This is a genomic window from Phormidium yuhuli AB48, assembly GCF_023983615.1.
In the GTDB taxonomy this organism is placed as follows: Bacteria; Cyanobacteriota; Cyanobacteriia; order Cyanobacteriales; family Geitlerinemataceae; genus Sodalinema; species Sodalinema yuhuli.
In genome coordinates this window covers 2,228,411-2,253,010 of record NZ_CP098611.1, presented here as the reverse complement: position 1 = coordinate 2,253,010, position 24,600 = coordinate 2,228,411, and the positions used below count along the sequence as shown (strand labels likewise).

At 51.5% G+C, this 24,600-nt stretch carries 20 protein-coding genes; 13 read left to right on the top strand and 7 right to left on the bottom strand.

The genetic code is table 11. The annotated features are described in order from the left end of the window. Positions 1 to 136: 136 nt before the first annotated feature. On the top strand, positions 137 to 1,096 hold the full coding sequence (locus NEA10_RS09665) for an RpnC/YadD family protein (protein ID WP_252665134.1): 960 nt from the start codon (positions 137 to 139) through the stop codon (positions 1,094 to 1,096). Between the two features lie 72 nt (positions 1,097 to 1,168). Here the strand turns inward: NEA10_RS09665 and NEA10_RS09660 are convergent, their stop codons facing one another. Next, positions 1,169 to 2,182: a tetratricopeptide repeat protein gene (locus NEA10_RS09660; protein WP_252665133.1), complete on the bottom strand. Its 1,014-nt coding sequence runs from the start codon at positions 2,180 to 2,182 to the stop codon at positions 1,169 to 1,171. 54 nt (positions 2,183 to 2,236) lie between these two features. Beyond that, positions 2,237 to 2,914 (bottom strand): sigma-70 family RNA polymerase sigma factor, encoded by a 678-nt coding sequence (locus tag NEA10_RS09655; protein WP_252665132.1) that lies wholly within the window; start codon positions 2,912 to 2,914, stop codon positions 2,237 to 2,239. Between the two features lie 209 nt (positions 2,915 to 3,123). Here NEA10_RS09655 and NEA10_RS09650 point away from each other — a divergent pair, with 209 nt between their 5' ends. Beyond that, complete coding sequence (locus tag NEA10_RS09650) at positions 3,124 to 3,699, top strand: VOC family protein (RefSeq protein ID WP_252665131.1); 576 nt, start codon at positions 3,124 to 3,126, stop codon at positions 3,697 to 3,699. On the opposite strand, the gene ribBA is transcribed toward NEA10_RS09650, so the two are convergent. Beyond that, the gene (gene ribBA / locus NEA10_RS09645; protein WP_252665130.1) at positions 3,696 to 5,387 is read right to left on the bottom strand and encodes a bifunctional 3,4-dihydroxy-2-butanone-4-phosphate synthase/GTP cyclohydrolase II; all 1,692 of its coding nucleotides are present in this window, start codon (positions 5,385 to 5,387) and stop codon (positions 3,696 to 3,698) included. The two genes, NEA10_RS09650 and ribBA, sit on opposite strands and share 4 nt — an antisense overlap. A 152-nt stretch (positions 5,388 to 5,539) precedes the next feature. On the opposite strand from ribBA, the gene NEA10_RS20865 reads away from it, so the two are divergent. Together NEA10_RS20865 and mnmG are read left to right on the top strand one after the other, a co-directional pair. After that, positions 5,540 to 5,674 (top strand): hypothetical protein, encoded by a 135-nt coding sequence (locus NEA10_RS20865; RefSeq protein WP_258719061.1) that lies wholly within the window; start codon positions 5,540 to 5,542, stop codon positions 5,672 to 5,674. Positions 5,675 to 5,873: 199 nt separating this feature from the next. Then, positions 5,874 to 7,787: a tRNA uridine-5-carboxymethylaminomethyl(34) synthesis enzyme MnmG gene (mnmG, locus tag NEA10_RS09640; protein ID WP_252665129.1), complete on the top strand. Its 1,914-nt coding sequence runs from the start codon at positions 5,874 to 5,876 to the stop codon at positions 7,785 to 7,787. A 37-nt stretch (positions 7,788 to 7,824) separates the two neighbouring features. Here the strand turns inward: mnmG and NEA10_RS09635 are convergent, their stop codons facing one another. Then, the gene (locus NEA10_RS09635) at positions 7,825 to 9,099 is read right to left on the bottom strand and encodes a leucine-rich repeat domain-containing protein (RefSeq protein WP_252665128.1); all 1,275 of its coding nucleotides are present in this window, start codon (positions 9,097 to 9,099) and stop codon (positions 7,825 to 7,827) included. A gap of 168 nt (positions 9,100 to 9,267) precedes the next feature. Continuing rightward, complete coding sequence (locus tag NEA10_RS09630) at positions 9,268 to 9,465, bottom strand: hypothetical protein (RefSeq protein ID WP_252665127.1); 198 nt, start codon at positions 9,463 to 9,465, stop codon at positions 9,268 to 9,270. 60 nt (positions 9,466 to 9,525) lie between these two features. Between NEA10_RS09630 and NEA10_RS09625 the strand changes: the two genes are divergently transcribed. Next, positions 9,526 to 10,557, top strand: coding sequence for a DUF2325 domain-containing protein (locus NEA10_RS09625; protein WP_252665126.1), 1,032 nt, complete (start codon positions 9,526 to 9,528; stop codon positions 10,555 to 10,557). A gap of 219 nt (positions 10,558 to 10,776) precedes the next feature. Continuing rightward, positions 10,777 to 11,745: a quinolinate synthase NadA gene (gene nadA, locus NEA10_RS09620; protein WP_252665125.1), complete on the top strand. Its 969-nt coding sequence runs from the start codon at positions 10,777 to 10,779 to the stop codon at positions 11,743 to 11,745. A gap of 86 nt (positions 11,746 to 11,831) precedes the next feature. On the opposite strand, the gene bchB is transcribed toward nadA, so the two are convergent. After that, a complete protein-coding gene (gene bchB / locus NEA10_RS09615; protein WP_252665124.1) occupies positions 11,832 to 13,358 on the bottom strand; it encodes a ferredoxin:protochlorophyllide reductase (ATP-dependent) subunit B in 1,527 nt (508 codons plus the stop codon). 333 nt (positions 13,359 to 13,691) lie between these two features. Between bchB and NEA10_RS09610 the strand changes: the two genes are divergently transcribed. From NEA10_RS09610 to NEA10_RS09580, 7 genes are all read left to right on the top strand, one after another. After that, positions 13,692 to 14,294, top strand: a complete 603-nt coding sequence (locus NEA10_RS09610) for a DUF1517 domain-containing protein (RefSeq protein WP_252665123.1) — start codon at positions 13,692 to 13,694, stop codon at positions 14,292 to 14,294. 82 nt (positions 14,295 to 14,376) lie between these two features. Beyond that, entirely contained in the window at positions 14,377 to 15,219 is an 843-nt protein-coding gene (locus NEA10_RS09605) for a hypothetical protein (RefSeq protein ID WP_252665122.1), read from the top strand. Then, the gene (locus tag NEA10_RS09600; protein WP_252665121.1) at positions 15,158 to 16,255 is read left to right on the top strand and encodes a M28 family peptidase; all 1,098 of its coding nucleotides are present in this window, start codon (positions 15,158 to 15,160) and stop codon (positions 16,253 to 16,255) included. Before NEA10_RS09605 ends, NEA10_RS09600 begins: the two co-directional genes overlap by 62 nt. A gap of 104 nt (positions 16,256 to 16,359) precedes the next feature. Then, the gene (locus NEA10_RS09595; RefSeq protein WP_252665120.1) at positions 16,360 to 19,050 is read left to right on the top strand and encodes a sensor domain-containing diguanylate cyclase; all 2,691 of its coding nucleotides are present in this window, start codon (positions 16,360 to 16,362) and stop codon (positions 19,048 to 19,050) included. Positions 19,051 to 19,310: 260 nt separating this feature from the next. Continuing rightward, entirely contained in the window at positions 19,311 to 20,981 is a 1,671-nt protein-coding gene (locus NEA10_RS09590) for a sensor domain-containing diguanylate cyclase (protein ID WP_252665119.1), read from the top strand. A 93-nt stretch (positions 20,982 to 21,074) separates the two neighbouring features. After that, positions 21,075 to 22,424: a phospholipase D-like domain-containing protein gene (locus tag NEA10_RS09585; RefSeq protein WP_252665118.1), complete on the top strand. Its 1,350-nt coding sequence runs from the start codon at positions 21,075 to 21,077 to the stop codon at positions 22,422 to 22,424. A gap of 140 nt (positions 22,425 to 22,564) precedes the next feature. Next, positions 22,565 to 23,851: a glycosyltransferase family protein gene (locus NEA10_RS09580; RefSeq protein ID WP_252665117.1), complete on the top strand. Its 1,287-nt coding sequence runs from the start codon at positions 22,565 to 22,567 to the stop codon at positions 23,849 to 23,851. A gap of 46 nt (positions 23,852 to 23,897) precedes the next feature. Here the strand turns inward: NEA10_RS09580 and NEA10_RS09575 are convergent, their stop codons facing one another. Next, positions 23,898 to 24,548: a hypothetical protein gene (locus NEA10_RS09575; protein WP_252665116.1), complete on the bottom strand. Its 651-nt coding sequence runs from the start codon at positions 24,546 to 24,548 to the stop codon at positions 23,898 to 23,900. Positions 24,549 to 24,600 lie beyond the last annotated feature (52 nt).

Genomic DNA, 24,600 nt, shown 5'->3' with positions numbered 1-24,600 from the left:
GTTGTTCCGCTAGGGCGGCAGGGCATACCTGAATAAGGCATTAGCAGATTACTGACCCCAGTTCCACCCATTTCTCTTGACCCAATCATACTCATCTTTTAACTGAGATGCACCGGGTGTAACATCACATCACGCCATGAGTCCATCGGAAACCAATGACTATGACAGCCCCTGGAAAGAAGCCTTAGAAGTCTATTTCCCCGACTTCATGGCTTTTTTCTTTCCCCAAGCCTATGAAGATATCGACTGGTCCCGGGGATACGAGTTTCTTGACCAAGAGTTCCAGCAAATTGTCCGAGATGCGGAACTGGGAAAACGACTGGTCGATAAACTGGTAAAAGTTTGGCGTAAAGACAACCAGGAGGCCCTCGTCCTCATCCATCTCGAAGTGCAAAGTCAATACGAAGCGCTCTTCGACCAACGAGTGTTCGTCTATAACTATCGCATCTTCGACCGCTACAAGCTACCGGTGGCAACCCTAGTGATTCTAGCCGATGATCGACCCAACTGGACCCCGAAGAATTTCGGCTATGAACTCTGGGACAGCAAAATCTCGTTCGAGTTTCCCAGCGTCAAACTCTTACAGTATCAAGACCAGTGGGACCAGCTACAAGAGGATGTGAACCCCTTTGCGGTGATGGTGATGGCTCATTTAAAAACCCAAGCCACCCGACAGCAGCCCAACCAACGACTACAATGGAAGCTGGAAGTGACAAAAAGCCTATACCGTCGGGGCTATAGCCGTCAAAACATTCTGGAACTCTTCCGACTGGTGAACTGGATCATGACCCTCCCGGAAGAGTTGGAGTCATCGTTTAACACCGAAATTGCCGCCTTTGAGGAGGAGGAAAAAATGCCTTATATCACCCCCCTAGAGCGTTTCGCTCAAGCCGCCGGAGTCTCAGCCGGAGTGTTGACGAGTCGCCGTGAGGATATCCTGGATATCTTGGAAACTCGCTTTGGAACGGTTCCCAGTTCCCTGAGCGATCGCATCAACGCCATTGATGATGCGACGTATCTGAAAACCTTACTGATTCAAGCCGTTACCCTCTCTTCCTTAGAGGAGTTTGAACGGGCGATCGCCCCCAATTCTTAACTCAGACACCCCTTCCAACTGGCCCTGTCCCCCTTTGGGCGGTCATTTGAGTAGAGTTGGACGAGTCAGGTTCTAGGGACGGATGAGGGGACTTAAGGCATTTTCTAAGGCTGAGACGGCTCGAATATCCTCGAGTTGTTCCGCTAGGGCGATCGCACCGCTGTAAAGGCGAATCGCCTCCCTACGCTCACCGGCAGCCAAATGTAGCTGAGCCAAGGCTTCTAAACTTCTCATTTCCTGGCGCAGATCTCCCCGTTCTCGGACTCGTTCTAGGCGAGCTTCGAGCAGTTCCTGGGCCCGTAGATAGCGTCCAACGGATTGATGGGCCGTGGCCAGACCGTCGATGGCCCGTAAGTAGTTCTCAAACTGGGACTCTCTTCCCTCCACCTGTCGTAAAGCGGCCCCATAATTGGCGATCGCATTCTCATAGTCATCCAAGGCCCAATAGGCATCCCCGAGATGATTAAAGGTATTCGCCTGGCCGGACACATCTCGGGCTTGGATGCGATATTGTAAGGCCTGTTCATAGAGGGAGATCGCCTGGCGGTGATTGCCACGGCTGGCTTCGAGGAGGCCTAAATTGCTGTACGTTAAGCCCAACACCCGAATCACATTGCTTTCCGTAGCTAAGGCCAGAGCTTCCTCAAAATGAGTTTGGGCAGCATCCAACTGTCCTCGACGTAATAAGACTGTCCCTAAATTGTTTAACCCCGCCATCAGGGCCCGCCGATTATCTCGCCGTCGCGTTAGGGATACCTGGGCCTCGAACATCTGCTGGGCCTGCCTTAAATTATCCAACTGAGCATAGGCCGACCCCAACTGAGTATAGAGGTGGGTCATCGCCCCCCAGTCGTACATTTGAGTGTATAACTCCAAGGCCTGTTGCCAAAGGGCGATCGCCTCTTCGTAATTCCCCTCATCGCGCTGCTGACGCCCTTTGTGAAGTAAATCATCCGCCTCACGGCGAGGAGAGGTTTCACGGTTGCGTTCAATCCGGACTCCCGAGTCTCTCTCCTGAACCGTTTGACTCAGCAGAGGAGCCGGTATCAGAAGTCCCAGTACTAGCAACAGTGGTATCCGAGTCACAGTCCTAACCCAAGTTGGCATTGTCCCTCTATCACCTCAATCTCACGATAAATCTCACGATAATTGTTCCGACAAATGGGCCGCTGACGGCTCAGCCAGATTCTCCCCACTTTCAAGATAAATAGCCCGGATATCCTCCGGGAGATTCGCCTCCAGCTCACGATAGCCTGAGGGCAACTGCCGCGCCACATCCGCTGGGGTGAGTCGTTCTCCTTCCGCCTGTAGATAGGCCGCAATGCGAGTTTCACTCCATTTAAACGTCTGGGACATGACCACCATCAGCCGCAGCAGGGGATCGAGAAGATCGAGGGCTTGTTGAAGATAGCACCATAAGGGAGGTGGGGCACTCTCAAGGGAGTATTGAATGGCCTCGACATCGGGGAGTTGAGCCTGTTCAATAGACAGGGCCGTCAGTTGAATGAGCCAATTCTGTAGGGTGACTTCTCCCGTCTCGTCATCATTGGCATCGGCACTGGGATTGAGATCGAGCGATCGCATTTCATGGAAAATCCGTTGCCAAATCAGCACGAATAGGTAATCGGCCCGCACCGGAGAGGTGACGGAATGGTGAACGAGGGTATAGACAATGGCACTGTAGCGACAAAACAGAGCCGTAAAATACTTTCCCTCTTGTGGATACCGTTGATAGAGAGTGAGGAGTTCCCGATCGCTGTGGTGGAACAGGGACTTGACGATCGGATGTTGAGCTTCAGGGAAGGTTGGGATTTGCACGATGATTCGCCAGTGGGAAAAACCTGTCTTTAGCATACCGTGGCGACTGTCCGAATCAAGGGCAAGGACGCCCGATTGATGGGGAAATCAAGACTCAACCGTCAAAAGGTTGCCGGGGCTTCCGTTCACCAAGGGTGTCAGATTAGCTAGACTATAGGGAGAAATTCACCAGTTGAACGTGGGAGAGTTCCCCCAATTCGGACATATATATGGTTGACATTGTTTTTAGTTTACTGATTCCCCCGAGTGTTTTTGCTGCCCTGCCCTTAATGGATACGTTGTTCTCCACTCAGGGCATCATGGTGATGTTGTTGGCGGCCTACGGCGTGGCCATGTGGATGTTCCTCACCAGCGCCCCGAAAGTGCATACGGTGATGGTATCCGATTTGGCGATCGCCCAACGGTTCTATGAAGGTGAGCTACGACTGCCGGCTGCCGAAGTGCCCCTGCATTATTATTACAACTATGATCAGACTCTCGGGGCGGCGGCCGTGGACCCCCTCTATCTCTCGGCAGACTTTGGCCCCTCCCGGCCCAGTGCCGAGCCGGAAGGGTTGTGGTATCAACTGAAAAAGAATGCCCAGCTTCATGTGATTGCTGGAGCCAGTCTAGGACGGCAGAATCGCCAACGTCATGTCTGTTTTGACCGCGACTGTCTCGAAGAGGTGTTGCTACAAGCCCAACGTCAGGGGGCAAAGTATAAAATTCGCAGTGAGAAACCCCTGAATTTTCTCTTGAAAGACCTTCAGGGGAATGTGATTGAGATGGTGGAAGCCAAAGCCTAATGTAAGGCGGTTGGCTCCACATGGTAGATGTTCTGGGTGGCCCAGTCGGCGCAAATCGCAGAGGGAAATTCCCCTGGGGCTAGGTTGCGCCGGGCCAATTTCCCCTTGAGACTGGTCATAGGGTCTTGACCGTTAGAAAGGAGAAATTCCAGAGAGGCGATCGCCCCCCAGGTGCTCAGGCGATCCAGAATTTGCACCAGGGCCTTGACGTAGGGATGGTCGAGGTTTTCGTACCAATCCACTTGTGCCAGGTTCGCTTGGTCAAAGCCTAAATGGAAGGTCAAGGCCGAGGGGCCAAATAAGGCGACGGTGACCGGACGAGTTTCTTCTTGTAACAGGAGATGATGCTCCCGGGCCAAGTCTTGGAGGTCTTTGATGAATTGCGATCGCTCATCGAGGGAGAGGGAGGGTTGCCGCAGGTGCAGGGCCACGGTCGCCAGATAGGTTTGCAGTAATAAGTGACCCAGCTTCTTGGCTTTGGTAGCCAAGTAGACGGAGTTGTAGTCGTTGGCTTCAATCAGTAAGGGAACGCGATCGACCACTTCGATGCCATACCCTCGAAGACCCGCGATTTTGCGGGGGTTGTTGGTAATCAAACGGATTTTGTGAACCCCCAGGTCATTGAGCATCTGGGCCCCCACGCCGTAATTTCGTAAATCGGGGGGGAAGCCGAGGCGTTCATTGGCTTCTACGGTATCGAGTCCCATATCCTGGAGGGAATAGGCTTTGAGCTTGTTAATTAGCCCAATGCCCCGTCCTTCTTGGCGCAGATACAGGACGACCCCTTCCCCCCGTTGTTCAATGGTTTTGAGGGCCGCTTGCAGTTGCAGACGACAGTCACAACGCAGAGAACCGAGGGCATCACCGGTGAGACATTCCGAATGGACGCGCACCAAAACGGGGCGATCGCCAAAAGAGGTCGGGTCTCCTTTAACAATCGCCAGATGTTCTGTGTTATCCATCTGGTTGCGATAGGCATAGACCTGGAAGTTGCCAAACTCCGAGGGGAGAGCGGCAATGGTTTCTCGCTGAATAAAGCGTTCGTTTTGCAGCCGATAGCTAATCAGATCGGCAATGCTAATCAGTTTCAGGTGATGGACTTTGGCATATTCAATCAATTCTGGAAGCCGCGCCATCGTTCCATCGGGGTTCTGGATTTCGCAAATGACCCCAGCCGGATAGCGGCCCGCTAAGCGGGCTAAGTCGACCCCGGCTTCAGTATGGCCCGCTCGCTTGAGCACCCCTCCCGTCTGGGCCCGTAACGGGAAAATATGCCCCGGCCGGCGCAAGTCTTTCGGTTGCGTCGTGGGAGCCACGGCCGCGCGAATGGTACAGGCCCGATCTTCGGCAGAAATTCCTGTTGTTACCCCTAACTCCGGTGAGGCATCAATACTAACGGTGAAGGCCGTTTGATTGGCTTCCGTATTACTGGTGACCATCAGGGGCAGATCCAATTCATCCAGACGCTCCTTCGTCATGGCCAGACAGATTAGCCCTCGGGCTTCGACGGCCATGAAGTTAATGATTTCGCCGGTGATTGCATCGGCGGCACAGATGACATCTCCTTCATTTTCTCGATTCTCATCATCGACGACCACAACGCACTTACCTGCCTTCAGGTCAGCTAGGGCCTCTTCGATACTGTTGAACTCAAATGAGCGGTCAGGCTTGGCTTGAGACGATTCCACGGATGTTTTCGCTTGCTTGAACTAAATCGTTAACTTTCTTTAAGTCTCTTAAGATTGTAGCTTGAAATCGGGATTGACCGCGAGGTAGAGTCCCGGATCGGTGAGCCAATGCGATAAGCTCTCAAGTGTAGACCAGAGTATAGGAGACCATCATGGAGATTCCAGCTTGGATGGATTGGGTTGTCGTTGGCTTTGCGATCGCGATCTTGGTCGGGAGTGGCTTAGTGATGTCCAATGGGGCCATTAAGGCGGAAAAAGACCTCAGTTCAAAAAGACAGAAGAAGTGAAGCTGGCCGGCTGGTGGATGGGGATAGGGTATCTTCGACCCAACCCCAAAACGCAGGATAAAGCTGAAAAAGCCCTTGAACAATTCTGGCTAAAATTGCTCTGGGTGATGCTCCATTGTTTGGCATCTCCCTCGCCATCAGCGTCTGCTGGCTGACGCGCTACAATGGCCAATTGACCCATCAGCTCAAACCAACCCCCATGCTCCTGGAAACTGCCGTAGAATTTCAAGATGAATTTGACGTGGTCGTGGTGGGTGCAGGACACGCCGGATGTGAGGCTGCCCTGGCCACGGCCCGCCTTGGTTGTCGTACCCTGTTGTTAACCCTAAATTTAGATAAAATCGCCTGGCAACCCTGTAATCCGGCGGTCGGGGCCCCGGCGAAGTCACAATTAGTCCATGAAGTGGATGCCCTTGGGGGCGAGATTGGCAAAATGGCCGATCGCACCTATCTACAAAAGCGCGTCCTCAATTCCTCCCGAGGCCCAGCAGTCTGGGCCTTGCGGGCCCAAACAGATAAGCGGGAATATGCCGCTGTCATGGGCCAAATTATTGAGAATCAGGAAAATTTGGCGGTCCGGGAAGGGATGGTCACTGATATTGTATTAGGTCAAAACGAGGATGTTATTGGCGTACAAACCTATTTCGGGGTTGCCTTCCGCTGTAAAACCGTCATTCTCACCACGGGAACTTTCTTGGGGGGGGTGATTTGGGTCGGCAACAAATCCATGTCCGCAGGACGGGCTGGGGAGTTCGCGGCCCTGGGTTTAACGGAAACCTTGCAAAAATTGGGCTTTGAGACGGATCGCCTCAAAACAGGAACCCCAGCGCGGGTTGACAAACGCTCCGTAGATTACAGCCAAATGGAACCCCAACCCCCCGATGAAGAGGTACGTTGGTTTAGTTTTGACCCCGAGGCTTGGCTGGAACGGGAACAAGTCAACTGCTATCTGACACGCACCACCGCTGAAACCCATAAAATCATTCAAGAAAACCTACATCTATCCCCCGTCTATGGCGGCTGGGTGGATGCTAAGGGCCCTCGCTACTGTCCTAGTATTGAAGATAAGATTGTCCGCTTCGCCGACAAACCCAGTCATCAGATTTTCATTGAACCGGAAGGACGGGATTTCCCAGAGTTGTATATTCAAGGGTTCTCCACCGGACTCCCGGAACGGTTGCAGTTGCAGATGTTGCGGACGTTACCGGGGATGGAGAACTGCGTCATGTTACGCCCGGCTTATGCTGTTGAATATGACTATCTCCCAGCGACGCAATGTTTCCCCACCCTAATGACAAAACAGGTGGAGGGGCTATTTTGTGCCGGACAAATCAATGGAACCACCGGCTACGAAGAAGCAGCGGCCCAGGGAATTGTGGCGGGAATTAATGCGGCCCGTTTTGTCCGGGGTCAAGAGATGATTGTCTTCCCTCGGGAGGAGAGTTATCTAGGAACCCTGATTGATGACCTCTGTACGAAGGAGTTGCGGGAACCCTATCGTATGTTGACTTCGCGATCGGAGTATCGCTTGGTGTTGCGATCGGATAATGCCGACCGCCGTCTCACTCCCTTAGGCCGTCAAATTGGCTTAATCGACGATCGCCGTTGGGACCTCTTCCAACGCAAGCAAGCTAATATCGCCGCTGAAAAACAGCGTCTGCAAGACAATCGCGTTAAGGCCCATGATGAAATTGGCCAGCAAATTGTCACTGAAACGGGTCAAGGGATTAAAGGATCTGTGACTCTTGCGGATTTATTGCGTCGTCCTAAGTTCCATTATCTAGATTTAAACCGCTGGGGACTGGGGAATCCTGAGTTAACAACGGCGGAACGGGAAGGGGCGGAAATTGATATCAAATACTCCGGCTACCTCCAACGACAACAACGGCAAATTGACCAAGTCAGTCGGGAAGCCAATCGACCCCTCCCCGTTGATTTGGACTATAACGCTATTGAAACGCTCTCTAAAGAGTCTAGGGAAAAACTCATGAAAGTTCGCCCAGTGACCATAGGACAAGCGTCCCGTATTGGTGGGGTCAATCCAGCGGATATTAATGCCTTATTGATTTTCCTGGAAACCCGCAATCGTAAGCAAGCCGTTGGGGCAGGCTAATTCAGGGGTGAAGGACTGTTTTTTGCCCCAGGCTGGGTTAGTCTGGGGACAGGTCAGGCTGTACTTTCTGATAGGCTAAAACTGCCTCACTCCCCGCTTCTACCACTTCATTGGGCAGGGTTGCAAGGGGATTGTTATCAATGTAGAGGTATTTCAGCTTGGGCATTTTAGCCAACTCTTCCGGAAACTGATTTAATTGAGTGTTGCGAACATTGAGAATTTCCAAGTCTTGGAGTTGAGTCATTTCAGGGGGTAAGCTGCCTAGGGGATTATCCCAGAGAGCTAAATTTTTTAGATGTTTGAGTTGAAGTAGCTCAGCCGGAAATCCCTCAAAGTTATTGCCCCCTAATGCCAATTCTTCGAGTTGTTGAAGTTGTCCGATGACCGCTGGAAATTCAGAAAATTGGTTGCTACTAACCGCTAGAGAGCGCAGTTGAACAAGTTGAGCTAAACTGGACGGTAAACCATCTAGATGATTGCCACTTAATGAAAGGGTTTTTAGGTTTTGCAGCTCCCCAATTTCTTGAGGTAACTCTCGAATTTGGTTATTGTAGAGGTACAACTCTGTTAAGGAACTGAGGTGCTTAATCTCAGGGAGTAACTCCTGAATCTGATTATCATTCAAATAGAGTTGTTTGAGTTGTTTTAACTGATAGAGTTCTGAAGGAAGTTGTTCAAGTTGATTGAAGCCCAGAGCCAGTTGGCGCAAATGTTGTAAGCGAGAAATATCCCCAGGAATTCCACCAATTGGATTATGGCTGAGGGAAAGACTGTGCAAATTTTCTAAATTGCAAATGGCTGGGGGAAACTCAGATAGACAGTTTTGTCGCAAGGAGAAATTTCGCAAGCGAGTCAGACGGTAGAAGGTCTCAGGAATTGCCCTCAGTTGATTATCCCGGAGGGACAGTTCTCGCAGGCTAAACAGCTTGCTTAAGTCCGGTGGGAGATCTCGTAACCGGTTATTGTTGACATGGAGTTTTTCAAGATAGCTCAGTTGATGGAGATCTACCGGAATTTGGGTTAATAGATTGCCACTGATATAGAGTTCCCGTAGCTGACTTAACTGTAAAATTTCGGGAGGAAATTCATCAAACTCATTCCATTCTAGATCCAGTAACTTCAAGTTCTGGAGTTGTCCAATTTCTGGCGGGAGGTGAGATAAGGCATTGCCACTGAGACTCAGGGCCACCAGTTGATGCAGTTGACCAATCTCGGGGGGAAGTTCCGTTAAGCCGCGATCGCACAGATCTAACGCTTTCGATTGGGAGTTCAGGGCAGACTTAATAGTATCCAGGGTATTCTCAGAAGTCATGAGTTCTCTCGGACAGAAGACAGGGATGTAAGAGCAGTGATTATGCGGTCGTCATACAGTTGCACCCTGGGGCAGTCAGCACGGCTCAAGCCTTTCACCCTAGCCGATGATGGAACAAGCCATGGTGACCCCTATAGCAAGGTATCGTTTCATTTTAGGATACCGGCGTTACGGAAACCGAGCCGTCATCATCCCCAGAGCCAAGTCTCCCAGACAGCTTAACAATGAGAACATCTTAGGAACCTCAAGCTGGCTCAGGGGTAACAGCATCTGGAATTGCAACAGTCTTAAGACAAACCGGGTTAATCCAGGCGTATCATAGAGAGCATGACCGTTGTACCCGACCCAGGTAGAGTCAACTCCCAAAGAGTAAAAATACTCTAACGCTGCAACGGCATCCTTTCATTCTTCGAGAACCCAGACCCTATGGATATTAATGACCTTGGCAACCTAGAGAATTCTGTGAGTAGCCTATTATCCTTGGCAAAAGCCGAGTTGGAAGAAAACCGACTTCAGCAGCAGCGCGATGTACAAATCGAGGAAAAAACCAAAGAAATCGAAGCCAAGCTCAAGCCCCTGTTAAACCAAGTGCAAGCGATGTTGAAGCAATATGACGCCGAAAACATCAAGGAGAGCACCGGCCGTGAGAAACTCGAACAAAAAGCCCAGGAAATCCGGGAGCAACTGGAAAATGCCCCCCTTTTAGCAGCTCAAACCGTCGATCGCCAACTCATCTTATACGAAGAACGTCTCCTAGACGAACAGTTATCAGAACAAACCCACCAATGGAGACTGGCCCTCAAGCAAGACTTGCTCGAAACCATCTCAGAACAGCAAGATTTCTTTAGTGCTACCGACGTTGCTGTCGCTATACGAGGATACACCACCGACTTAAAAGCCATTGATGCTCTCGAAGAAGTCGTCGAAGCCTTAATTGACCGTATTAACGTTCTGAGTGAAGAGGGGCCTGTTGCCCGGCTGCGGGGAACCCATGAACAGACCCTTAACTTTATCTATCATAAAGCGATGGAGAACCGCTCCCGAGTAGAACGTCCTTCGGAAGTACAGCCCCGAACCCGCTATCGCACCTCAGAAAAACGTCCCAATCCCTACAGTCAACTGCAAGGAAAAGTGGTTGTCTTTGGGGGACACGATCGCCTCGCCACCGCTGTCAAGAACCGTCTCCGGGACTCTGACGTTGAGTTAGTCTGGTGTACCGCCCAGGAAGGCCTACAAATGGCTCAACAGGTCGAAAGCCACATCTACAGTGCGGATCTCCTGTTAATTATCACCGGCTATGCCAGCCATTCCCTAACCGAGAAAGCCATGCAAGTGGCTCAAAAAGCTGAAAAAACTCCAGAAATGGTCAACACTACCGGGATGACTCGGGTATTAGAGGCGATCGAACTGGGGCTAAAAACCAAACTTCTTGCCAATCAGTTTTCTAAGACGGCGTAATGGGGGAAGAAGGGAACAGGGAACAGGGAACAGGGAATAGGGGGAAGAAGGTAAGAGGCTCTTCCTCCTCCTCTTCCTCCTCTTCCTCCTCTTCCTCTGTGCCCTCTGTGACTCTGTGGTAACCCTCTCTCCCCCGAAAGAGATGACGGGATTTTGGTAAAACCCACTATAATTCAGTTAACATTTTGTTAACGTCCCATCCCCTCATCTTTTTTCACCGTGTTTACGACCGTACCCTTCTCTCAACCTAGCCAATCTCAACTTCCTGACGATCTCTTCGAGGCGATCGCCACCCTGAAGCAAGACCTCAACGCCGTCATCCTGGCCCATTATTACCAAGACCCCGACATCCAGGATGTTGCTGACTACATCGGTGACTCCCTCGGCTTATCCCGCCAAGCCGCCGATACCGATGCCGAGGTGATTGTCTTTGCTGGGGTTCATTTCATGGCAGAAACCGCCAAAATCCTCAATCCCCATAAACTGGTTCTACTCCCCGACTTAGACGCCGGCTGTTCCCTGGCCGATAGCTGTCCTCCCGAGGCCTTCGCCGCCTTCAAAGCCGCTCATCCTGACCATTTGGTGGTGTCCTACATCAACTGTACCGCTGCCATCAAAGCCATGAGCGATATCATCTGTACCAGTTCTAACGCCGTGGATATCGTCAACCAGATTCCCCTGGACCAGCCGATTATCTTCGCCCCCGATCGCAACCTCGGCCGTTACGTCATGGAACAAACCGGCCGAGAGTTACTCCTCTGGGATGGTAGCTGTATCGTCCATGAGAACTTCTCCGAGAAGAAACTGGTGCAATTACAAGTCCAACATCCCGAAGCGGAAATCATCGCCCACCCGGAATGTGAAACCCCCGTTTTACGCCACGCCCACTACATCGGTTCCACCACCGCCCTCTTAAAATATGCCCAACAGAGTCAGGGCAATTCCTTTGTTGTGGCCACAGAACCGGGAATCATTCACCAAATGCAGAAAGCCATGCCGGACAAAACCTTCATTGCGGCTCCTCCAACAGGAACCTGTGCCTGTAATGAATGTCCTCACATGCGCCTCAACACCCTGGAAAAACTCTATCTGGCCATGAGCCAGCGTCAGCCAGAAATCACCCTCCCTGAAGACATCCGCTTGGCGGCCTTGAAACCTATTGAACGAATGTTAGCCATGAGTCGCTAGGGAAACTATCAAGTTCTAGACAAGTTTGGGGCGATCGCCATCGCCCCAAACTTAAATCCACTGGTGTTAAGGGCTAATGCAACCCACTAAGCACCCACCGCCTCTTTCGCCGCATAGAGGACTTCAGCGGTAATCGAATCCACCCCCCGTTCCCGGGCGAACTTCTCGGTGTTGCGTTTCACCTTACCGCGCACAAAGCCGGGGATTTTGTTCAACTCAGCCAACCCATCCTTACTCCAATTGAGATCGGAATCCGCTGACATTCCTTTGGTGATGGCTTCTTTGGTGTCATGGCCCCCGAAGATTTCTAGGAGATGGTCTTCCATCCCCAGGGTGAAGGAATTGTAAATCAGATCCACGGTCTGATTGGCTCCCTCATACCCCAGATAAGGGGTATAGCCTACGGGGAAGTTCTGAATGTGAATCGGGGCAGAAATGACACCACAGGGAATATCGAGGCGTTTGCCTACGTGACGTTCCATCTGAGTGCCAAAGATAGCAGAGGGTTCCAGGCGGGCGATCGCATCCCCAATCTCCCCATTGTCCTCACTAATCAACACCTCATCGCAGTATTCGCTCACCTGGTCCCGGAACCAGTCTGCATCATACTTACAGTAGGTTCCCGCCAGAACCACATGAATCCCCATCTCACGGGCCAGAATCTTCGTCATCGCCGCCGCGTGGGTATTGTCCCCAAACACCACCGCTTTTTTCCCAGTCAAGTTCTGGCAGTCAATGGAACGAGAGAACCACGCCGCTTGCGAGACAAAACGAGTTTGATGGTCGATGTACTCCTCAAAGTCCACGGTCGCCCCCTGTTCCCTCAAGACCTTCTGAATCTGACGGATACAGCGGGCTGTCTCGACAATCCCCATGGGCGTTGTATCCACAAAAGGCATCTCGAACTCCTCTTGTAAGTACTCGGCCGCACCCCGACCCAGTTCTCGATAGGGAACCAGGTTAAACCAAGCCCGAGAGAGATTCTTAAGATCATGAACCGAGGCTTTGTGGGGAACCACCGCATTCACTGCGATGCCCAAATCTGCCATGAGGCGCTTGAGTTCCGTGCAATCATGCTGATTATGGAAACCCAAGGTGGAGATTCCCAGGATATTGACCGAAGGCATCTCGGTTTTATCTCTGGGCAGTTGGTCTTGTTTACGAGCCTTGTTGATGTAGTAGCGGACAATCTGAGTGAGGGTGCGATCGGCCGCTTGCAGCTCGTTGAAGCGATAATGGTTGACATCGGCCAACAACACATCTCCTTGAGCCTCCATCTGGGCCCGGGAGACGAAGTTCTCTAAATCTTCTTGTAAAATGCTGGAGGTGCAGGTGGGAGTGAGGACGATTAAATCTGGATGCTCCTCACGGTCTTTACGGGTGATGTTATCAACCACCTTTTCCTGAGAGCCCCGTGCTAGGACGTTGCGATCGACCACACTGGTGGTCACTGGGGTGAAATCTCGCTCCCGCTCCAACATCGATCGCATAACATTAAAATAGTCATCTCCTAGGGGCGCGTGCATAATGGCATGGACGTTTTTGAAGGAACTGGCAATGCGAAGTGTGCCAATATGGGCTGGACCCGCATACATCCAATAAGCCAATTTCATAGGGTATTCTCCGTAAGTCTTAAACAGTAAAATGCTTTTGGTCAATCGGCTGACCTTGCAGCCACAACGGTTTGACCCGCTCTAACCAACACTTCGACTTCTTTTAGACTACGGTCATCACTTTAGCTTTGGGTTTCGCTTAACATGATTCTTAATGGATTGCTACGATTCTTAATGGAGTTTCGTCAGTTGGATGGGTCTGTTGTCAAGGAGGTTGGGTGTTAAATAATTTTAAGAAAGGGTCAGGTCTTCCAGGAATTCCCTACCCCACCCGAGGAAATGACCGAACATTTCGAGATATGATTAGGGGCGACTTGATTGCATAAAGACCCCATGAGTAGTTTAAGCGAGCGCTTCAAGCGTGTCACCGGAAAAGAGCGATTCGTCGTAGCCCGCATCATGGTTCAGTTAGCGGGAGCGCAAATCAACCCCCTCCTGGGAACCCTCAATCGTGTAGCCCAACAAACCCTCAATGGGGAGGATGCGTTAGACCAACTGGGGCGGGGGCTAGTGGAAATCTGTCAATATCTCCTGGAACTACAACCCTATTGGCAAGCTGCTGCCAATGAAGGAGATGTGGTCTGGGATGAAGGGGAGGCTTCGGATTACTTCAATGAACTCTTTACCGACTCGGCGCAACGCTATCTCAGTCAACCTCAAGTCTTGGAGTCTGACGCTGAAGACGATACCCTGTTCCTGATCCCCAGTGACAATGTGGTGGTGATGCTCACGTTTGTTACGAAGGGAGAATGTCCTGACCTGGAACAGGATTTAGCCGATATTGATGCCCTTACGGAAGGACTTCAAGCTGTCATGACCTTGGCCGCCCAAGATAAACTAGAGGCGATTGAGATCCACTTTTCGCCGGCCCGCTTTGGTGAAAGTCTGACGGCTGACCAAGTTCTGGAAAATTTCCCGGAACTTATTCCCCTCTGAAGTGCCCAGCTACGTTTCCCGAGTGGTTTGGCGTATCCTAGAAAACATACCGAGTGAATTAACCCTTTTTAAGACCAGTCCTATGTGGCGTAGAGTTCTAGCTGGATTGTTGTGTATTAGCCTGATCTGGAGCCTCGGGGGTGAGCTAACCTCTGAGCGATCGCTCCTGCATCCCCCCCTAGCCCAAGCGGCCACCCTCAGCGGTGGGACTTATCCCATTCAGCAAGCGCAATATAACGATGAGAACGGTGAGTATCAACTTGTCTTACTCAATACTCCTGCAGGACAGCCTCCCCTGTTCAGCAGTCCCGATGTGCAGATGATGCCTCTAACGGAGGAGGAAGTCGCCGCTGGAGAACGCTCCTATCTCGGGTTCGACAACGGACAACCGGTGTTGCATTTGGCTACAGATTTTCGCATCGACTACATTCACGCCGTCACTGAAACTCAACCCAATCCTCAAACCGGTGAGCCGCAAACGGTGGTGGTACGCCAACAGTCGAGCTTCTGGAGTCCCTTTGCCGGGGCTCTAGCGGGTCAGGCTATTGGTAGTCTTCTGTTTTCCCCGAGTTACTATGTTCCCCCCATGTATCAACCCGGTACAACCTTAAGGGGCTATGGGGGGTCCGGGAGTAGCTACAGCCAGGCCGTTGAGAGTTACCAGAAAAAACATAATCAACCTCCAGCAGCGGTCAAGAATCGCCAGACCCTGCGGACAACCGGTAGTTTACGCAACGGTAGTCCAGGGAATCGTCCTGGAAGTAGCTCGGTGCGGCCGTCTGGACGGGCCACGGGTTCAGGAATTGGGGCCAGCCGTCTCCAGGGTAATGGGCAACGATCCAGTACGGTGAAGCAGCGGGGCGGTGGTTTTGGCAGTGGCCGATCGCGATCGCCCTCCCGCAGTTTGGGTCGTCGCCGTCGTTAACGGATTAAGACGTATGAGGTTTCGTCACTCTCTCTTGAGCATCATTCTGATGTTAGGGCTTCTCGGCTGTGGGGGCGATCGCCCCTTAGCACCCAGTCCGGGAGACTCTGCCACATCAGACCCCCCTCAGGAGACCATCGCCCCAACCTCAGCGTCTCCCCCCCCGCTCATGTCTCCCCCTATCTCGGACCCCGCCCCCAGGATTGATGGCGATCGCCTTTTTCAAACGGTGGAAGCTCTGGCTGTACCTCGCTTTGAAGAGAGCGATCGCCGTCAGGCCCGTGACTATCTGCGCGGGGAACTAGAATCCGCCGGCTGGAGCGTTCGTAACCATGAATTTGACGGGGGGGTAAATCTGGTCGCCGAACGGCCGGGAACTCAACCCAATGGGACAACCCTTCTACTGGGGGCCCATTATGATACGGTTCCCAACTCTCCCGGCGCGGATGACAACGCCAGTGCTGTGGCTACCGTCTTGGAAGCAGCCTGGCTGCTACGTGACCCCACCCCCCAAGCCTTACGGTTAGTCTTATTTGACCTCGAAGAAATCGGTTTACAGGGAAGTCTGGCCTACGTTTCCCCGGAGACTTTGGACAACCTAGCTGGAGCCATTATCCTGGAAATGATGGGCTATGCTTGTGATGAGGTGGGATGTCAAACCTATCCCCCCGGATTACCGGACTCACTCCCAGAACGAGGTGACTTTCTCGGAGTTGTGGGTAATCTCCCCTACCGTCATCTGACGGATGCCTTTGAGAGAGTATCCGATTCTGATGTTCCCGAGATTGTGACGCTCACTGTGCCCGTGGGTCCAATTCTAGATTTACTCCGCAGCGATCATGCTCCTTTCTGGTTAGCGGGGGCCCCGGCGGTGATGGTCACAGATACCGCGAACTTTCGTAACCCCCATTACCACCGTCCTAGTGATACCCCGGAGACCCTTGATCGCTCGTTTTTAGAGGGATCTGCTCAAGCGGTGGTGGATGTTCTCTATGATTTGCTCACCCGCCAAGGGGTCGAGGCAGAGTCCTCCTAAACCCGTTATTGCAGCTCCCTATATCTTGGCTAATTCAAGCCAAGATTCCCTAAATCGTTCACAATGGAAAGGAGACTCCTTAATTCTGATTCTGCCCCGATCTCGTGACACTTGTTCCGTCTAACCCATCCGTTTGGGATATATTTGAGCATCTGTGTAAGTCTGTTTGCCGCTTTGATGCAGATGGACGAATTATTGTTGCTAATACAGGCTTTTATGAGGCGTTTCCCATTCAGGATACGACCGGGGAACAGGGACATGAACCGACTCTCCACAGGGGACTCCCTAACTCCACGGCCTCAGATCTAATCTGGCCACGGATTCCTCAGGGCGATCGCCAACGGTTTCGCCGGGCCTGCCAGGGTCTTAGTCCTGGCCAACCCGAGGTTAGTTTAACTCTGAAGTCTCCCCTAAGACCGGGGGAAATTTGGCAATGGACTCTACGGGGCCGTTTTTACGGCACAGGGGAGATTTTAGAATACCAAGCTTTGGCTCACCCCCTTGCTGAGCGGCCATTGACCATCCCCAAGGAACCCCACTCTCAGCTCTCAGAGGTCACGATTCAGGAAGCATCCCACTACCATCTTTTAACGAGCTATGCCCCCGTCGGTATTTTTCAATTCAATGCTCAGGGAAAGGTGACCTTTGTCAACTCCTGTTGGTCAAAGATTACTGGACTCGCGGAAGATGCGGCCTTAGGCCACGGTTGGAGACAGGCTCTGCACCCCCTTGACCGCGATCGCATTCTCCAGCTCACCTGTGACCTTAGCCAAGAGGTAACTGCTTGTGAATTTCGCTTTCTCACGCCCCAAGGAACTGTTGTTTGGGTGCTTGGGAATAGTGTTCCGATTTGGGATGACAAGGGCACATTCCAAGGCTCTATCGGTACAATTTTGGATATTACTGAACGGAAACAGGCCCAACACCAAGAAACCCAATTAAAACAACTGTCAAGAGCCTTAGAGCAATGTGGCGATAATGTGATTATTACCAATCGAGAAGGTAAGATTGTTTATGTTAACTCAGGATTTGAACGGCTAACTGGCTATACGGCAGCCGAAGTTTTGGGAATCAAGCCCTCAATTTTGAAATCAGGGTTTCATGATCGAAGGTTTTACGAAACACTCTGGAAGACGATTCATCAAGGGAAGGTATTTTCTGCCATTTTTACGAATCGTAAAAAGTCTGGCGAACTGTTCGCAGAGCAGAAAACCATTACCCCTCTCCGGGATGAAACGGGTCAAATCACTCATTATATTTCGACGGGTAAGGATGTCACGGAACGCCAGCGGGCTGAAGCTCGTTTAGAACAGGTCAATCGCTGCTTTTTAAACTTTAGCAGTGACCCCATGGACAATATTGGGCGCTTAACGGCTCTATGTGGAACCTTACTTGACGCAAAGGGAGCGCTTTATCAGCGTCGTTTGGGCGATCGCCTCGATACGGTTTGCACTTGGGGGAATATCTCTGTAGAAACTCAGGAGGGCTATGAGGCCTGTCTTAAAAACCGAGAGACGTCCCAGTCCCGCCCCACCTGTCCCCGTTTAGAAATGCCAGGGGATACCTGGTACGAAACTATTTCAGGGATTTGGCGCACCCTTGTCCGTACTGGCGATCGCGTTGTGGGACTCTTGAGCCTGGAGTATGGTCAGCCCCCTGTCCAACGTGCTGATGACTGTCGCTTATTCGGAATTATTGCTACGGCGATCGCCATTGAAGAGGAACAACATCGGGTCGCGGAAGCCTTACGCCGTCAAATGGAACGGGAACGGGCCCTCACTCAGCTCAGTCATCATATTCACCGCTCTTTGGAACTCGGCAAAATTCTGCCCGCGACGGCTAAAGCAGTTCGGGAGTTTTTAGAGAGTGATTCGGTATTAATTTGCTCTCTCAATGAGAGCAGGACACAGGCAACAGTGGTGGCTAGAGCCGCAAATTTTGATGACTTCTCCGTTAATAACTTCGTCTTACAAGGGTTTTCCTTACGGGTAAACTGCTTAGAAGACTATCAGCAGCACACCCCGGTGACCGAATTACAACTTAAAATTTGTCATCACAATTGTGAACTTGAAGGTTTTGGTAACAGCAAAACTCATATCATTGCCCCTATCCTACAAGGCAGCCAGCTTTGGGGGATTATCATGGCTCAACATTGTCACACCTATCATCAGTGGACTGAGAGTGAACAGGAGTTTCTACGGCAAGTCGCCACTCAACTGGGGATTGCGACCCAGCAGTCTAAATTATACGAAGAGTTAAAGGTCGCCAATCGTAGCCTACACCACCTAGCGACCATTGATGGCTTAACTCAGGTCGCCAATCGACGACAGTTTGACGATTTTTTGGCCCAATCTTGGCAAGCATCTTTGGAAAAACAACAGCCCTTGGCTATTATTCTATGTGATATTGACTTTTTTAAGCCCTATAACGATACCTACGGTCATCAAGCTGGAGATGATTGCTTAAAACGGGTAGCCAGCGCAATTTCTCAAACCGTCATGGCTGAGGATAGTCTTGTGGCCCGTTATGGCGGAGAAGAGTTTGTAATTGTGGTTAATGGGGCCAACTATCAAAAAATCTTGACGTTAGTTCACGATCTTCGTCGGGCTGTGGAGAGTTTACGGATTCCCCACCGGACGTCCAAGGCTCATTCCTGGGTCACCCTAAGTATCGGTGCTGCCCGGCTGATCCCTAGACCCGAGTGGACATCTGACGATTTATTACGACAAGCTGACCAGGCGCTTTATCAGGCTAAAGCCGCTGGTCGTAATTGTGGGCGTATGACTGAATGTTAAGAATATTTAAATAATGTGATATTTCTGAACAAGGCTTAACCAGTAGTTTAGGAAACATTGCTGACTCTCCATTTTGTATAATTCGTCACGTATGATAAAGGAGATCCGATTGTCAACCTCTCTAGAGCCGTCAGTTAACGATTGGCAGCGAGCGGCCAAGCTAGTATCCGCCCAGGACCTTGTTCAGGATTGATCCCGCTCTGCTCAGCTTGCCTCTGTCCCCCAAGTTTTAACCCTGTCGGAACACCTACCTGTATCCCATGCCTATTCTGGCACGACCCTGTCCAATGGCTCTCTCGGTTCCGTTTAATACTCAAGAGCTGGCGAACCTAAGTCGGAATGATTTAACTCAATTCATTCACTGCTTTTTGGGTTTTAACAGTAATCCGTTGGAGAACATCCATCGCCTCGTCAATTTAGGCCGTGAATTGACGGGGGCAGTTTGTGCGTGTTATCAGAGTCAAACTCACTCCGAGCATCGTGATGCCCTAGCCCTAGAGCCCTTAACCTGTATCGTTGACGGTTCAGCTCGTTCAAGCTGTAGTCGTCGTCAGTCGCCCCAGGGCAGTCAGCCACTCTCCTTAGAGCCTCTTCATTGTCAAACCTGCCAATGTCACAAACGAGGAGAAGCTTGGGGGGGCATGAGCCGTTATCGGGTCGTCACCGATGAAATTCATGGGCAACTCTTGATGCGTCATGACTCAAATGATACTCTCACGGCCAGTCAAAAACAAATTTTAAGATTAGTGGCCCGAGCGATCGCCATTGAAGAAGAGCGCCTCCATGTCCAGGAACGTCAAGAACTACAAAAACAACGAGAAATCATGGTAGCTCGGATTGCCAGTCAAATCCGAGAATCTCTCAATTTGCACCAAATTCTTCAACACACCGTAGCCGGCTTATTGAAATTTTTAGAAGCAGACCGGGTAATTGTTTGCCGTATTCGAGATAACGGCAAGGGGGAAGTGCTAGAAGAAGCCCGCAACCCCGAGGTGTTTTCAATGGTAGGCTGGACCCTGAGTGATCCTTGGATCGTCGATCGCCAATCCCATCAAGACCATCTCTCAGGGCAAGTTTTAGTCTTGGAAGATACCGCCAAAGCTAATCTAGACCCTGGAGCGAAACAACTTATGGACTTTTTTGAAGTTCGCTCCCGCCTCGTGATGCCGATTATTTTGTCCAAAGATGCCGAGACAGACTCTAAAACAGATGACCCCTCCAGTGAGCAACTCTGGGGGTTATTAATGGTTCATCAATGCCATCATTCCCGCCACTGGCAAGCCGATGAAATTAATGTCTTACCCCAGTTGGCGACTCAGTTAGCGATCGCCATCCAACAAGCCCAACTTTACCAAAAAGTCCAAATTGCTAATCGGGAATTGAGCGAACTGGCCACCCAAGACGGACTGACTCAAATCGCCAACCGTCGACGGTTTGATGAGTATTTAGACCAGGAATGGAAACGGCTGTTGCGATCGCCGGCCCCCCTATCCCTAATTCTGTTCGATATTGACTTTTTCAAACAATACAATGACACCTATGGTCATCTCGCCGGTGATCAGTGTTTACAACAGGTCGCCCAAACCCTAAAAAACCTCATGCAACGAGCCACCGACTTAGTAGCCCGTTACGGGGGGGAAGAATTTGCCATTATCCTACCGGAAACCAGTGAATCTGGGGCCAATTTCCTGGCCGAGCAGGTGCGATCGCGCATTGCCCGGACCCCCATCCTGGATCTACCCGTCCAGGATCCGGAGTTCACCCATCATGACATCACCGTGAGCGTCGGCGTGGCCACTCAAATCCCCTTCCCCGAAGCCAGTCCCCAGTTACTCATCGCCGCCGCCGATGCCGCCCTCTACCGAGCCAAAAACAAAGGGCGCAATCGGGTGTGTTTTGCCACAGCCACAGATTTCAACCAAAGCCCCTAAACGCTCCCCCGTCGATGACCGACTTGCCCATAACCCCTTGCCCCTTGCCCCTTACCTCTTGCTATAATACGGTGCGGTTTTCCCCGAGGCAATATGGCATCGTTCAACCCGTTCTCTCAGTCTGAGAATCCAGCGTCCGAAACCTCACCTCAACCTGTTGCGAACAGGCCAGTATCCCGAAAAGCGCCCTGGACTGAAGCGGCTGAAACCTTCTCCATTATTGCGTGTGGAGGGGGTGTCGCCACGGCGATTATCTTTCAGCAAATCGCTCTGGCTATCGTTCCTCCGGTTTTTGCCCTTTCCTTTAATATCATTAACCGCTCGCGTCGTTTGCAACAGACACGGGCTCGGGGGGTGTTATCCCAACAACGAACCCAGGAACTGCGCAGCGAACTCCAGACGATTCAGGATTCCTTTGAAAGCTTGCCCTTGGCCGAGCGCATCATCGAAATTGAAGCCTGTCTAAGGCGTTTAAGCCAAGCCACCGTAGAACTGCAAGGGCAACAAACGAACCTGGTCGAAGATATGGAGGATGATCGCGAAAAAATAAAAGAGGCCTTCGCCATTCTCCGTCAAGGGGTGTATAACCTCAGCCACCATACCAACACGTCTATCGATCGCCTACGCACAGAACTCGATACCCTGCGCCGTGATGTAGAACCGAGCGCTCAGCGAGTCGCACAGCAGATCACCCAGGAGGCGATCGCCCCCTTACAACAGCAGCAGCAGCAAGTTCAGGGTGAACTGAATCAGCTTCAACAGCACCACTCCCTCCTCTCCCCCCAGGTGCAACAACTCACCGAGGCGGTCACCCATCTGCGCACCCATACCGCCCAACATTGGCTTTCGGAAATTGATCGCCGCCTTGAATCCGCCTTACCCTACCGCTACCAAGTGGTAGCGGAAGATGCCTCGGATTATATCTTCCAGGCCTTAAACCAAGGCAAAGAACATGTCCTCATCGTCACCCCTTGGTTAGAACTCAATCCAGGACGTTCTCAGGCCCTCCTAGAAGCGATTGATGCCCTTCTGTCACAACAGGTCTTTGTCAGTTTTGGCTGGGGCCGTCGGGGGGATGTGGGACGGGCCCGGGATACCCATCGCCCCATTGCGCTCAAGGACGGAGGCTGGCGCTATCAACCGGAACGAGATCCCCAGGGTTACTATCGTCTGTTGCCCCAACTCTTAGAACTCAAAAAATGCCACAAACGCCTAACCCTAAAGTTGTTGGGGACGTCCGAGCGTATTATCGTTTGCGATCGCGACTGGGCCCTCCTCGGTGGCCATCATCTCCTTTGTCATGCTGCCACCAATACCCCCGAAGTTGGACTCTATACCAACGACCCTCACGTGGTTGTTGACTTAAGCCAACGTTTCAATCTAGTTCCCCATCTCAAACGGCGGTCCCTGCCCATGCCTCAGCGGTTGATGGTCGAGTCTTGACCTGACGGTCCCTGCCGCTGAGCATACCGGACCCTCAGACCCAGCCAAAGTCTCTCGTGGTTCTGTATCATCGCTCACAGCGAAATTTTTAGATTTATTTCATAATTTGCCTAAGAGATACCCGATCAGGAACTGGTGATATGGATTATAAGCAGGAACTCATCACAACGATTCATGATTTTGGCTGTAATCTAGAATTTTTAGAAACACGAGCCACCCAATTGAGTGAACAGTTCCCCACCGCTGTTTTAATTCCTGCCCTCTACGAAGAACTTGAACGGCCGGCCTTGGCTCATATTCGCAACCATCTGCGGGAATGTCACTTCGTTAAAACGGTCATTCTTTCCGTTTATGCCAAAAACTTAGATCAATATGCAAAAGCCGTTGAGTTTTTCCGGTCTCTTCCCCAAAAAACTCTAGTCATTTGGGAAAACGGTCCGCGAATTCAAGGGATTTTAGAACGCTTGGGCGATCGCGGTTTAGATCTGACCCGTTTTAAAGGCAAAGGGAAAGCCGTTTGGCTCGGACTGGGTGTGGCCGCCCTGGAAGCCGATGCGATCGCCCTTCATGACGCTGATATTATTACCTATGATCGTTCCTATCCCCTAAAACTTCTCTTTCCCCTGCTGGAAAAAGAATGCGGCATTGCTTTCAATAAAGCCTACTATGCCCGGCTCAGTAGCGATCGCCGCAGTCTCAACGGACGAGTTGCACGGTTATTTGTCACACCCCTCCTGACGGCACTCATCGAAATTTTTGGCTATCAGAACTATCTGCGATATCTCAGTTCCTATCGTTATCCCCTCTCCGGAGAATTCGCCCTCACCAGCGATTTAGCTATGACCACCCGCATTCCTGGAAACTGGGGCCTAGAGATTGGAATGCTGGCCGAAGTCTATCGTAATGTCGCCGAAAAGCGCATTGCTCAAGTGGATTTAGGTATTTTTGACCACAAACATCAGTCCCTGGGGGAATCAAGTCAACATGGACTGCAAAAAATGTGTCGAGATATCCTGCAATCGGTCTTGAGAACCCTGACCGAAACTGAGCGAGTGATCATTTCCATGGATCACATTCGGGCCTTGCGAGTTAAATTTCGGCGCGAAGCCCAAGATTACACCCGTCAGTATTTCGTCGATGCCCTCTTTAACAATCTCCCCTACGATCGCCATGCCGAAGAAAACATCGTCGAAATCTTTGACAAGCTCATCCTAGAAGCCGGAGAAGAGTATTTCCTCAACCCGGCCGGAGCGCAAATTCCCGACTGGACTCGGGCCATCGCTGTGATGCCGGAACTCCGGGAAGAACTCCGGGCCGCCAGCATCGCTGACAGTCAAGACGCCATGGCCTACACCCACCCCTGCGAGATGGCCTTAGATCCCATCCTTCCCGTTAACTCCCTCAATCCAATCCATCGCGCCAGTTAGACCCCCTAGACTCCCAACTCCGTCTGGAGTCCCTCCTCAGGCTGAGTTAAGGGTTGCGCTCGACCTGATAGCTGCCGACAATCAGGCGGCTATCGTCTAGATAAATATCGTAAGATTCATTGATGGCATAAACATTGAGAATATAAACTCGATTGCCATGTTGTTCGATATAGCCGATAGCATCGAGGTCTTGTCCTCCCGCATTCTTCCCGCGCCAATCTAGGCGAACACTCCCATCAGGTTGTAATTCTGAGCGTTGCCAGGCTATCTGACGAAAAACCTCTTGAGCCCGTTGGCGGTACAACTCCCCCAACTCCTCCGTCGTCAAGCTCTCCTCCACCTCAAAATAAATCACCTCTCCTCCAAACTCCCCATTCGCCGCCAAAAAGCGAACACCGTTCGCCTGAGGTCGCCAGGCATAATTGGGCGGAAAGGAAATCTCAAAGACCCCCTCAGGATGACGATAGGTGCTCCCCTCCATCGGCAGAGCCTCAGAGTCTGCCTCCTCCAAATCCACCGTCTCCATCTCGTCCTCAGTCGAGGCGTCGGAGTTCATCTGAGGATTAATCTCCTGGGGAGACCCCGAGTTAGGGGTAGCCGGGTCCTCGCTACCGGAGTTCCCTACTTGACCGCAGGCCAGCAAAATCGGTGACGCCAGCAAAATGCACCAGACGTTCCAGTCAGAAGGACCCATCATTCGTTTCAACGCTCCCAGAGACTAGAGTTTTCAGAATAGGCTGATCATAGCC

What these genes read in the sequence shown, in the direction of transcription:
- bchB (WP_252665124.1), bottom strand. Translation starts at nt 13,358, where the DNA reads ATGAAATTGGCTTATTGGATGTATGCGGGTCCAGCCCATATTGGCACA.
- NEA10_RS09635 (WP_252665128.1), bottom strand. Translation starts at nt 9,099, where the DNA reads ATGACTTCTGAGAATACCCTGGATACTATTAAGTCTGCCCTGAACTCC.
- NEA10_RS09605 (WP_252665122.1), top strand. Translation starts at nt 14,377, where the DNA reads ATGTGGCGTAGAGTTCTAGCTGGATTGTTGTGTATTAGCCTGATCTGG.
- NEA10_RS09650 (WP_252665131.1), top strand. Translation starts at nt 3,124, where the DNA reads ATGGTTGACATTGTTTTTAGTTTACTGATTCCCCCGAGTGTTTTTGCT.
- mnmG (WP_252665129.1), top strand. Translation starts at nt 5,874, where the DNA reads ATGCTCCTGGAAACTGCCGTAGAATTTCAAGATGAATTTGACGTGGTC.
- NEA10_RS09665 (WP_252665134.1), top strand. Translation starts at nt 137, where the DNA reads ATGAGTCCATCGGAAACCAATGACTATGACAGCCCCTGGAAAGAAGCC.
- NEA10_RS09575 (WP_252665116.1), bottom strand. Translation starts at nt 24,548, where the DNA reads ATGATGGGTCCTTCTGACTGGAACGTCTGGTGCATTTTGCTGGCGTCA.
- NEA10_RS09625 (WP_252665126.1), top strand. Translation starts at nt 9,526, where the DNA reads ATGGATATTAATGACCTTGGCAACCTAGAGAATTCTGTGAGTAGCCTA.
- NEA10_RS09590 (WP_252665119.1), top strand. Translation starts at nt 19,311, where the DNA reads ATGCCTATTCTGGCACGACCCTGTCCAATGGCTCTCTCGGTTCCGTTT.
- NEA10_RS09580 (WP_252665117.1), top strand. Translation starts at nt 22,565, where the DNA reads ATGGATTATAAGCAGGAACTCATCACAACGATTCATGATTTTGGCTGT.
- NEA10_RS20865 (WP_258719061.1), top strand. Translation starts at nt 5,540, where the DNA reads ATGGAGATTCCAGCTTGGATGGATTGGGTTGTCGTTGGCTTTGCGATC.
- NEA10_RS09585 (WP_252665118.1), top strand. Translation starts at nt 21,075, where the DNA reads ATGGCATCGTTCAACCCGTTCTCTCAGTCTGAGAATCCAGCGTCCGAA.
- NEA10_RS09610 (WP_252665123.1), top strand. Translation starts at nt 13,692, where the DNA reads ATGAGTAGTTTAAGCGAGCGCTTCAAGCGTGTCACCGGAAAAGAGCGA.